Below are 10,425 nucleotides of genomic sequence, written 5' to 3' on the forward strand. Positions count from 1 at the left end.
AGACGCTGCGCGACCTGACGCGGTGTGGAGACGGGTGTGGCCACCGTCGATCATCGGTGTGTGAAGACAAACGATCATGCGGTGGCCGCAGGTCACAGCGTAGACCCTGCCTGCCGGCAGGAGGCGTTCGAGGGCCTGATGAGCCGGACAGCGGGACGCTTCCCACGGGTCGAATCCCGACGCCGGGCCTGGAAGTTGGTACTCGGCCTGTGGTCGGACCTGCCGCGCAACAACTGCTGGACCATCGCCTCCGCGCCGGCGATGGAACGCTCGAAGTCGCGCACGAGACGGCGACTTCGCATCAGGTGGGCGAAGAACCGCTCGGCGATCCACCGCTTGGGCAGCACGACGAAGCCGCGCATGTCGTCGCTGCGCTTGACGATGGCGAGGACCAGATCGTGGTTGCGCCGGCGCCGGAACAACGCGGAGACCCGGTCCCACGGTGGGAAGTCGGCAGGCATGGCCCGCCACTTCGTGCCGTCGTCGACCAGGTAGTGAATCGCGTCCAGCATCGCGCGGTGGCAATAGGCCTCCGGTTGCCCGCCCCGGCCCCGCAGCCGGTCCGGCCCCGCAGCCGGTCCGGCCCCGCAGCCGGTCCGGCCCCGCAGCCGGTCCGGCACCGCAGCCGGTCCGGCACCGGCAGCAGCGGCCGGACCACCGCCCATTCGGCGTCCGACATGTCGGTGGGATACCGACGCTCGCGCGCCCCGTGGTCTCTGGCGTTCCCGAACCTGTGCGCCAGACAGTCACACGCGAGAGCGGCCGAAGTGGGCCCCACTCCCGCATTGCCGTAGAAATACGACAACAGGGCCTCCTGGAGCGCACGTTGGCTTCGACACCCTTCGAGCTACCAAGAGGCCCAGCTCTCGTGCACGGCAGCCGCCGCAGTCACCCGATCGAATGACTTCTCGACGAGATCGGGACGACGGCAGACGCGTCGCTTCTCGTGATTGCCGGGACGGACAAATCCGCACTGCCCTCCAGGTAGACGGTCGGCTTGGTGACGCCCCGAGGCCGCCTCGCGGGTTTGAGCCCGGTGCCGCGACTGACGAACCTGGCGAAGAGTCGTGCCTTACCGGCTCGAGGCGCGGCCAACCGCCCCCGCTACGTCCTACTTCTCCTCCGGCTCCCAGGCGCGGAGCAGGTCGAGCAGCCCTGCGTCTCCGTCAACGTGCAAGGAGTCGGCCTGGATCCGGTCGTACAGGTAGAGGACCAGCTCACTGGCCGTGCCGTGGACGGAGGCGCCGGCTGCGTCCGAGTCCTCGGCGGTCGCGGCGGTGGGCGCGGGTATGCGGGTGATGCGTGCGCCGTCGCCGTCGACGGTGAGACGCCAGGAGCGGCCCTCGGCGGCGTGGAAGTCGAAGGCCGTGGGCTTGTGAGGCCAGGCACTCGGCGTTGCGCAGACGGTGAACAGGAACTCTTCCACACCGTCGAGTGCCAGCTCGACCGGCAGCGGCTGCGGGGCGCCCCCGGCGAGCTGGGCGTCGTAGGTGTGCACCGCGGTCTCCTGGACCCGGTGCCGGGCGGTGCCGCCGGCGGTCTGCGGTGACTGCGACGCGGGCCACCACGTCCAGCACCCGCTCTCCGGTCCCGCCGCGCGCAGGGCGCCCAGCAGAAGCTGCGTCGACGCGTCCAGCCAGGCCAGCAGGGCCTCACGCTCCTGCGGCACTTCCAGCGCGGCGCGCGCGGCGACGGCCTCTGCCGGGGGCGCGTCGGCGGGCCCCGCGCTGACGATGGCGGCCCAGAAACGGTCTCCCCCACCCAGGTGCTTCACCAGTTCGAACAGCGTCCACCCAGGGCAGCTCGGCACCTGCGCGTCGAGACCGGGCGCGGCGGCGACCACGGCACGGAAGGCGGTCGACCGTTCATCGATCAGTCGCAACAAGTCGGGGAACTCAAGATTCTTTTCCACGCCGGATGTCTATCACCGTGCTCCGGTGATCGGACAGCGATTTTCACAGTCGCCGCCGGTTGGCCATGGCGGACGTCCTCGCCTCCCACCGCTCGGGTGACAAGCTGCGCACTGCTGTGCGAGGACGCTGGTGGTGGCGGTACGCCAGGCGTCGTGCCTGTGGGTGCTCTGGCCTCGCCGCGCGGCCGGGCACCTCGGCGACGTGACGTCCACCCGGTGCGCACGGTCATGCTGCCGCTCGATGTGCTCGATGTGCTCGATGTGAGGAACGCGGAGGTCGCGACGGCGGGGGAAGACCGGTCGGGCCGGGAGTTCAGGTGACTCCCGTTCGACCAGCACTCCTCAAGTTCGGAACAACAACAGCCACTGATGAACAACAACAGCCACTGACCACGACCCCGATCAGGCACACACGGCTCCCCAACAATCACGCACCAGCTCGTCAATGCACCGTGGCCCCCGGCGTGCTGCCGGAGGCCACGCTGCGTAGGGAGGTCTCGGCCCTGCGCTCCCGAAGCTGCCGCGAAGTGACAAGTAGCTCTCCGCAGCCGATGCCCGCGCCCATGGCAAACTCAAGGGCCGTCAGCCCAAGCTGTCGGCGCGCCGGCAGGCTGAACTGGTCCGCATGCACGCCACCGGCGAGTACACGATCGCCGAACTGATGGAGGTGTTTTCTGTGGGCCGCGCCACCGTGTACCGCGTCCTCGAACGCGTTGGTCACGGCCGTACGGGAGGAGCCGCATGAAGCGCCGTGAGTCTGAGCTCGACCGGGACGTAGCCGCGCTCCTGGCGGCCCAGGCCTTCATCGAGATCCGGCATCTGGCCGGGAGCGCACGACTCGAATCGGGAGACAGCTCCGAAGAGACACTGGAACACATCAGGTTCCTGGCCAACCTGTCCCACAACCTGCCGGGTATCGCACGCCCGCGTCCTTCCATGCCATCCCGCCTGGGCGCGGGCCCCAGGAGTCGGGATCAGGCGACGGCCGCACGGCCGATGACCGGGGTTTGGAACACCGTCGGCCCGAAGGGGCAGGCATGGATACTGCGCCACATCGAACAAGCGGGACGAACCTGGACGCCGCCCCCACCCCTGCCGGAGCGCCGTAAGGGACCGTCACCGATGACACCGCGGCAGTGGGCCGGGTTCCTGCTCGGGCGCTGGCCCGTCAGGACCCCCGTCGGACGCCAGCCGCTGCCCGCAGAGGCGAACGTCCTCAAGCCCCTCGACACCGAGGCGCTTTGCGCGCTGTACGCCGAGGCCCGACGCCTCCGACTCGGCCTGGGCGGAGGAGGACCTTGGCTCCGAGCCCACCTGGATCCCGACGGCGTCCACTACCTGCTGCCGGACCCAGCGTCGTACTACTGGCCCGGCACGCCGATCCGTGATGTCGAGATCGGATGGTGGCAGTGCACCGTGCTGCTGCGGATGCGCGACGGAGAGCAGGTCAGCGACATGGTCGCTGTTCTCCCTGAGTCCTTCACGGCGCTGCCTTCGACGCTGCCCCGGCGGCAACAACTTCGCCTTGCTCACCGCGCCCGATCCACCGAGCGCGACCTCTACCTCTGGGGACGGGAACACGAGGCCGAGTGCGTCCCGGAATTCTGCGGTCACGTCCCCGAAGCAACGAACAGCGCACCGACGACAACATGACGGCAGCGGGTTCGACGGTCGACTGCGGTACGACAATGACTGAGCACAGCCCCGGCTGCTGAGAGCCACTCGTCACTTCGCAGCAGCTTCGGGAGCACAGGGCCGGTCAGACCCTGTCCTGTCGCAGTGAAGCCGTCGGGTTCTCACTCGGTCTCATTCGAGCTGCCAGATTCTCGCTGCGTCGCGGTTGGCCGCCGGTTCGTCTCGCCGAACATGGGGCGTACCGCCCCTCCTATCATGAGGGTATGAGTTCGAATGTGGGTGCTGAGGTGCGACCGGAGCCGAGTGCCACGTTGAGCGGTGACGAGTTGGCCCGCTGGTACTGGACACTGGCCGAGCTGACCGCGCTCGCCCGGGAGCTCGGGGTGCCGCGGGGCGGTGGGAAAGCGGCGCTGACGGAGCGGCTACGGGCTGCATTGGACGGTGCCGCCCCGCCGGCCGCACCGCCCCGGACGCGCAGCGCCGGCCGCCAGCTCACCGCGCCGGTGAGCGGGTCCACCGTGATTCCCCAGGGCCAGCGGTGCAGTCAGGTGCTGCGCGAGTACTTCCGCCGCGAGATCGGCCCGGGCTTTCACTTCGACGCCCACATGCGGACGTTCGTCTCCGAAGGCGCAGGGCGCACCCTGGCCGACGCCGTTGCCCACTGGCACACCACACGCCAGGCCGCTGCCCAGCTTCAGGAGATCGGATCGCAGTTCGAACTCAACCGCTTCCTGCGTGACTGGCATGCCGAGCATCCGGCCGGCCGCAGGACCGAAGCGCTCGCTGCCTGGCGCGCTCACCGCGACCGGCCTCGTGGTCCGGCCGCGGGGTGACCGACCCACAGCCATCCCAGGGCGCCGAATGCCTGGGAGCCGGGCCCCAGTCGCGCGATCCCTTCCGTGAAGACCAACTCGTCTGAGAATGTCACCGGACCGCATCTCCAGGTCATCCGGCAGCCCTGCAGGTCAGAACCGCACCACCTGACAACCGGAATGCGACAGCACACGCAGCTCAGTGGGCGCACCGTCGCCGCTTATCTGCACAACTTCAAGTTGTGCGGCGGTAGCTTCCTTCCATCAGGTGTCACCCTGCCGAGTGCGGCGTCACCGTCTCCATGCCGTGCAGTGTCTGCTGCTCTCCTCGGCGACAGCGCAGAGCTGGCCGATGAACTCGCGGTATTTATCGGGGACATCGCGGTTCTTGCTGGGCGGTCCGTCGATCCACTGCTGCCAGAGGCCGTCCGGGGTGAGGAAGCCGGCCGTCTGATCAGCACCCAGCCGAGCATCGAGCAGCAGGAGTGCGCCCATGGCGGCTGGCTGATCGTAGGAGAGGTCGAGGCGGCGCAGGTAGTGGTCGAGACAAGCGACCAGGAGGTCGGCGCCGACAGAGGTTCCGAACATGGCGAGGGCGACGCAGTAGGCCTGCCCGGCGTACGGCCCCTCGCTGGCGAGTAGGAGTCCGCCGAGGCGTTCGCGGAACTCAGTTCTTCCGGCAACCGCGATGAGCCAGGCTGCTGTCTTACGCTCGCGCCATCCGCCGTTGGCTTTGTCCATGAGTACGGACAGCGAATGTTCACCACTTCGGGAGGCACCCGGGATTCGAACAGCCCGTGACCTGAGGCCGGTCAGTACGGCGCGTTCAGTCCCACCAATCGTTGCCGGTGTGCCAGCGCTGCACCCACTCCTCGAAGCCCCATGCCTGGTCGCCGGGTGCCGGGACGGCGCCGACGTCGGCGATCATCCACACCTCGCCGCGGCGGGGGCCGGTGGTCAGCAGGAGCCAGAACGACTGCCCGTCCTCGGACCCGAGAACGATGGACCCCTTGTTGAATGCGGCGTCGATCCGGGGGTCCTCGGGGTCGACACTCTCGTCGTCCTCCCAGGGCCAAGCCGCCTCCAGGGGGAACGGTTCGCCGGGCTGTCGCGGGCCAAGGTCAGGCCACGTTTCGGGCAGCCAGCCGAGCGGCTGGAGACCGCCGTCGCCGGCGGGGCCGAGGCTGGACCCGTTGCTGATCTCCGCGATGAACGTCCTGTACGGCTCTGGGAGGACCACCTGGTTCTTCTGCTCCCAGTCCGCGACGGCTTCATGTCCGAGCGCCGGCTCTCGCCATTCCGGCGGAAATGCGGAGCGCAGGAAGTCGAGAGTGGCTTCGGCGGGACGCTGATCACGTGTGTCTGTCACGGCAGCATGCTGGCAGAAGGGGCCGACACGCCATCGCGGCTGCCTCCCTCCGGGGCTGTGCTGCCCAGGCCATGAACATCGAACAGAGCTGGAAGCAGGTGCCTCCCGAAGCGATGAACATCTGCTGCTCGTTCTCATCGACAAAGCCACGAGCCGCTCGGGGTCCTCGTGGGCGTAACGCATAGCCGCATCCTGTCCCGGGTGAAGCTGTCTGATGGTGCTCCTGAGTGGTCCCTCGTACATCTTGTCCAGACCGATCTGGTGCTTCCGGTACGCGAACGCCAGGTCGGGCCACCCGGAGTGCACCTGGTCGAGGATGCCGACGAATCGGCGAGCACGCTCATCATGGCGTGCACCGTCTCGATGAACCCGCCCAGTCCGGAACGGGCACCGTGTTCTTCGAACACGGTCACGAGGAGATGGCTCACGCTACCGTCTGTAGCAGCCGCTTCGCGGGGCTTCGCCCCGTCGATCAAGCGATCGACGGGGCGAAGCGGCAGGCCTGACTCCGCGTCCTCGAACGGCGTCCTCACACCGATGAACCGTCACGAAGGTTTCGACGTTAGGGGACGCGGACGCACGTACTGCCGCTCACCGGCTTATGCTTGATGGCCTTGCGGGTGAGCGGACCGTAGTCGCCGTCCACCGTCGTGCCGGCCCTCTGCTGCGCGCGGCGCAGGGCGGCCTCGGTGGCGGAACCGAAGTCCCGGTCCACCACGAGGCTTTCGCCGTAGCACATGTTGAGGGTCTCCTGCAGCGTACCCACCGCGACGTTGTTCATGACGCCCTGAGACAGGGCGCAGTTGACGTTGACGCTGGTCGTGCCGTAGTTGGGCACCCAGGCCCCGTAGTAAGACGCGCTCCAGTTGCATGTCGGGTTGGCCGCTGCGGCCGGGGTGGCCGAACCAAGCGTGATCATTCCGCCGCCCAGCGCCAGGACGGTGGCGAGCAGTGCATTCACGGGCTTGCGCACAGGGAACTCCTTGGGGGGAATCGGACAGGACTGACGTCGCCAACCGGTCGTGGTGCGGCGGCTGGACTTCGTTTGTGGTGCGGCAAGACCTTGTCAGCTGTGATTGCCGGCAGCCATCATGTTTCGCCATATGTGAAAGATGCATGTCAAATTGGGGGAACTGTTTGCTCCGCATCCATTTCACTGATGCCGATCTCGCCCGTACGCGTGTGGCAGCCGCAGCGGATCCGTTCTGGGAGATCGCCTCCAGCCTGCATCGCTTCCAGACCCGCCGCGGCCGCTGGGCCTATGCCGAATGGCATCGCGCCGCCCGGAGCCGCCTCCACGAGGAGCGACTGGAGACGACCGTGCGCGGCATGCTGTTGCCGCTCTTCCCGCGCGCGGCGTATTTTCCCGACTTCCTGACTCCGGCTGCGGCGGGCGGCGGGTGGGATGCAGGTGTGGACGCGATCATGTCGGCACCCGCCCCCCAGGTCCTCCAAGAGGTCCAGACGCTGGCCCAGGTGAGTGGCGCTCCCGCGTGGGCCCCTCGCCTGGCCGAGACGAAGATGCGTGCCGAGCTGGTGCAGGTGCTGCGGGCCTACTACAACGCCGTTATCGCGCCCCAGTCCGACCGTGTCCAGGCAAGCCTGGAGGCCGAGCGGTGTCTGCGGGCTCGCGCCCTGCTCACCGGTGGCATCGACGGACTTCTCCAGAGTCTGCGCCCGGCCATGCGCTGGGAGCCGCCGGTGCTGCATGTGGACGCGCACGGCGACGATCGGGATCTGCACCTGGCAGGCCGTGGGCTGCTGCTTGTGCCCTCGTACTTCTGCTGGGGCTCGCCCGTTCCTATCGCGGACCCCGGGTTGCCGCCGGTCCTTGTCTATTCGGTCCTCGACGGGGTGCCGAGCCGTGACCGGGCCCCGGCGCTGGCCACGGTGTCGGCGCTGGCCGGAGTCGTCGGACGCAGCCGCGCCGCGATCCTCCACGCCTGCGCAGCGGGGGCGACCACGGGTGAACTCGCGCGAGCTCTGGCGATCTCCGCCTCGGCGGCCACACAGCACAGCTCTGCACTGCGCGACGCCGGACTGATCAACAGCCGGCGGTCGGCCAACACGGTGCTGCACACCCTCACCCCGCTCGGCGCGGCGCTCGTTCAGGCCAATCCCCTGATACGCGCGGAAGACTAGCGTCCTGCTCGGCGGCCGACCTGCACGTTGCTGCGGCCGAGCCGCCACCGGCCGGGCTCGACCTGGTGGAACGCGGGGAAACGGCGCAGGAGCCGGCCGAGCCCGTCCCCCCGCCGCCGGCGCGGCTCCCCTGGCGGCGGGGACAGTTTCTGAAGGATCGCGGTCCGGGGCAGCGGCTCCGGCGACCGGGCGAGCGTACGAGCGACTTGAAAGAGCAAGTCTCCGCCCGGCGCACCGCGCTCGACCTCCTTCCACGCCGCCTCGTGCTTCTCATGCTCGACGAAGGGCATGCCGAACGCCGTCTCATGGGGAGCCGTTCGACGGTCGGGAGTGCGTGGCGGTTCGCCTGCGTGTCCGCGACGAGCCGGTGTCCGCGTGGGAGACGGCCCTTGGCGCGGACGATGACCCAGTCTTCCGAGTCAGGAATTCTGTTCAGATATGAGGCGAGGGGTTCGGGGATCTCGTCCGCGGACTTCGTCCAGACGTAGGGCCTGGGGTTCGTGTTCCAAGCGGCGATCCAGGTCCGGATCTCGTTCTCCAGGGCTTGGACGGTCTTGTGGACGCCTCGCCGTATCTGCTTGTCCGTCAGCTCGGCGAACCATCGCTCGACCAGATTGAGCCAGGACGATCCGGTCGGCGTGAAGTGCAGGTGGAACCGGGGGTGTGCCAGCAGCCAGGTTTTGATGGCCGGGGTCTTGTGGGTGGCGTGGTTGTCCAGGATGAGATGGACCTGGAGGCCGGCCGGGACTTCCTTGTCAAGCTTGATGAGGAACTTCTCGAACTCCTCGGTCCGGTGGCGGCGGTGCAGGGAGCCGATCACCTTGCCGGTGGCGACCTCGAGGGCGGCGAAGAGGGTGGTGGTGCCGGCCCGGACGTAGTCGTGCGTGACCCGTTGCGGCACGCCGGGCATCATCGGCAGCACCGGCTGCGAGCGGTCCAGGGCCTGGATCTGCGACTTCTCGTCCACGCAGAACACCAGGGCCTGCTCGGGCGGGTCCAGATAGAGGCCGACGACATCGTGGACCTTGTCGACGAGGTACGGATCCGTCGACAGCAGAGACGTCTCCGAGCGGTGCGGCTGCAGTCCGAATGCCCGCCAGACCCGTGACACGGTCGACTGTGACAGACCCAGTTTCTTCGCCATCGAACGTGTCGATCAGTGCGTTGCGTTCTTCGGCGCGGACTGCAGCGTTCGGGTGACCAGCGCGGCCACCTGCTCGTCGGTCACCGACCTGGGGCCGCCCGGGCGGGGCATGTCGCCCAGGCCGGCGATCCGGTGCTCGACGAACCGCGCCCGCCACCGTCCCACCGCATGCGGCGTCGAGCCGAGCCGGGCCGCGACGTCCTTGTTGGACGCACCTTCGGCACAGGCCAGGATGATCCGGCACCTCAAGGCCCACGCCTGTGTCGTGGAACGGCGCCGCACCCACCCCTCGAGCGCGGACCGCTCCTCACCGGACAGGATCAATTCGGCCTTCGGCCTCCCCGTACGCGCCATGGGGCAAGCCTTACATCTGAACAGAATTCCCGACTCGGAAGAGTAGAGCAGGGCGGGCTGGTCCGTGCACTGTCTGAGCCCCGACTATGCCTGCTGTATCCAGAAAATACCCGTGACCCTCACTCCTCCGAGCCCGGCCTTCACGCCCTCTCCTCCTCGTCGTCCGCCCGGGTGGGTGGGGGGAGGGGGATGCGAGTCTGTCCCTCGATCGGTGCCGGGGTGCGCTCGCCGAGCCGGTCCTCCAACTGCCGGAGCCTCGTACGCGTCTCCTCGGTCGTCATGTTTCCCCCATCACCGCCGTCGCGGACCGGGATCCGACGGACGGCCCTGCCCCTGCGCCGCCGCCGATGCCACGGTCCGGGCGTCCTCGCCGGTGAGTTCGACGATGCGGTGCGGCGGAACCCCGGCGGCCGCGGCCCGCGCCAGCAAGGCGTCCCGCTCGCCCGCGCAGTCACGGTAGGCCAGCAGCTCTTCCTCCACGCGGGCGAGGGCGCCCGGCGTCAGCGCGTGGCGCAGCTGGTTCAGCTCCTCGTCGCTCAACGGGACGGGCAGCTTCTCCGCCCCGTCGGGGATGGCGCCCGTCTCCTCCGGCGGCAGCAGCCGGACGCCCGGGGAGGCGGCGGTGACACCGTGCGCGTCGAGCCAGGCCCGTACGGCGGGCGTCTCCAGGCACGCCAGGTCTCCCACAGCGGTGACGGAGGCGCCCAGCGGGGTCGCCGGGTCGTCCACGAGGAACAGGTAGGCGTCGTCGGTCATGCTCGTCTCCTTCGTAGACGCGATGGTCGTGTGCCGTCCTCACCTACCCCCTTCGGCGCAAGCCACCCCGGCTCCGGACACCCTCGCCCACGGCGCGCCGGCGCCGCGCACGCCGCCGTCCCGCCCGGCATCCGGTGCCGGTTGTCCGCCACCAGCCGGTAGACGGCGTGAGCGACCCACCGCACCGGGGGCAGCATGAGCAGCGTCCCTAGGTGTATTGATCACGAGCGTTGTTGACACTGGTCTGGTCTTGAACATGGCGAAGACCTCCGGTGTGGTGGGAGCTGTCTAGGAACTCACC

At 68.8% G+C, this 10,425-nt stretch carries 10 protein-coding genes and 4 pseudogenes; 5 read left to right on the forward strand and 9 right to left on the reverse strand.

Annotated features, from left to right (window positions below; genetic code table 11):
• Positions 1-81: 81 nt before the first annotated feature.
• A pseudogene (locus AC067A_RS15050) lies at positions 82-249 on the forward strand (IS701 family transposase); the annotation flags it as partial.
• Between the two features lie 200 nt (positions 250-449).
• On the opposite strand, the pseudogene AC067A_RS15055 reads toward AC067A_RS15050, so the two are convergent.
• Both AC067A_RS15055 and AC067A_RS15060 read right to left on the reverse strand, forming a co-directional pair.
• Positions 450-665: pseudogene (locus AC067A_RS15055) on the reverse strand (hypothetical protein); the annotation flags it as partial.
• Positions 666-1,111: 446 nt separating this feature from the next.
• Complete coding sequence (locus AC067A_RS15060; RefSeq protein ID WP_478619577.1) at positions 1,112-1,912, reverse strand: maleylpyruvate isomerase family mycothiol-dependent enzyme; 801 nt, start codon at positions 1,910-1,912, stop codon at positions 1,112-1,114.
• A 625-nt stretch (positions 1,913-2,537) separates the two neighbouring features.
• On the opposite strand from AC067A_RS15060, the gene AC067A_RS15065 reads away from it, so the two are divergent.
• The 3 genes from AC067A_RS15065 (at position 2,538) to AC067A_RS15075 (ending at position 4,380) form a co-directional block, all read left to right on the forward strand.
• Complete coding sequence (locus AC067A_RS15065; RefSeq protein ID WP_478619580.1) at positions 2,538-2,657, forward strand: helix-turn-helix domain-containing protein; 120 nt, start codon at positions 2,538-2,540, stop codon at positions 2,655-2,657.
• Positions 2,654-3,565, forward strand: a complete 912-nt coding sequence (locus AC067A_RS15070; RefSeq protein WP_478619582.1) for a hypothetical protein — start codon at positions 2,654-2,656, stop codon at positions 3,563-3,565. The genes AC067A_RS15065 and AC067A_RS15070 overlap by 4 nt, the downstream gene beginning before the upstream one ends.
• 245 nt (positions 3,566-3,810) lie before the next feature.
• Positions 3,811-4,380: a DUF6434 domain-containing protein gene (locus tag AC067A_RS15075; protein ID WP_478619585.1), complete on the forward strand. Its 570-nt coding sequence runs from the start codon at positions 3,811-3,813 to the stop codon at positions 4,378-4,380.
• Positions 4,381-4,650: 270 nt separating this feature from the next.
• Here AC067A_RS15075 and AC067A_RS15080 read toward each other — a convergent pair whose 3' ends face one another.
• The 3 genes from AC067A_RS15080 to AC067A_RS15090 all read right to left on the reverse strand — a co-directional run bounded on the left by AC067A_RS15080 (position 4,651) and on the right by AC067A_RS15090 (position 6,701).
• The gene (locus AC067A_RS15080; RefSeq protein ID WP_478619642.1) at positions 4,651-5,199 is read right to left on the reverse strand and encodes a DUF6000 family protein; all 549 of its coding nucleotides are present in this window, start codon (positions 5,197-5,199) and stop codon (positions 4,651-4,653) included.
• Positions 5,186-5,728 carry an SMI1/KNR4 family protein gene (locus AC067A_RS15085; protein WP_478619587.1) on the reverse strand — a complete coding sequence of 181 codons (543 nt, stop codon included), beginning with the start codon at positions 5,726-5,728 and terminating at the stop codon, positions 5,186-5,188. Before AC067A_RS15085 ends, AC067A_RS15080 begins: the two co-directional genes overlap by 14 nt.
• Before the next feature lie 562 nt (positions 5,729-6,290).
• Positions 6,291-6,701: a peptidoglycan-binding domain-containing protein gene (locus AC067A_RS15090; RefSeq protein ID WP_478619590.1), complete on the reverse strand. Its 411-nt coding sequence runs from the start codon at positions 6,699-6,701 to the stop codon at positions 6,291-6,293.
• Between the two features lie 164 nt (positions 6,702-6,865).
• Here AC067A_RS15090 and AC067A_RS15095 point away from each other — a divergent pair, with 164 nt between their 5' ends.
• Positions 6,866-7,870, forward strand: a complete 1,005-nt coding sequence (locus tag AC067A_RS15095; protein WP_478619593.1) for an ArsR/SmtB family transcription factor — start codon at positions 6,866-6,868, stop codon at positions 7,868-7,870.
• 427 nt (positions 7,871-8,297) lie between these two features.
• Here AC067A_RS15095 and AC067A_RS15100 read toward each other — a convergent pair.
• From AC067A_RS15100 to AC067A_RS15115, 4 genes and pseudogenes are all read right to left on the reverse strand, one after another.
• Positions 8,298-9,368 (reverse strand): annotated as a pseudogene (locus AC067A_RS15100) (IS630 family transposase); the annotation flags it as partial.
• 140 nt (positions 9,369-9,508) lie between these two features.
• Complete coding sequence (locus AC067A_RS15105) at positions 9,509-9,649, reverse strand: hypothetical protein (protein WP_478619596.1); 141 nt, start codon at positions 9,647-9,649, stop codon at positions 9,509-9,511.
• Between the two features lie 10 nt (positions 9,650-9,659).
• On the reverse strand, positions 9,660-10,124 hold the full coding sequence (locus tag AC067A_RS15110) for a DUF6003 family protein (RefSeq protein WP_478619599.1): 465 nt from the start codon (positions 10,122-10,124) through the stop codon (positions 9,660-9,662).
• Positions 10,121-10,336: pseudogene (locus tag AC067A_RS15115) on the reverse strand (hypothetical protein); the annotation flags it as partial. The pseudogene AC067A_RS15115 and the gene AC067A_RS15110, both read right to left, overlap by 4 nt.
• Positions 10,337-10,425 lie beyond the last annotated feature (89 nt).

This window comes from Streptomyces sp. NPDC043176, from assembly GCF_056436715.1.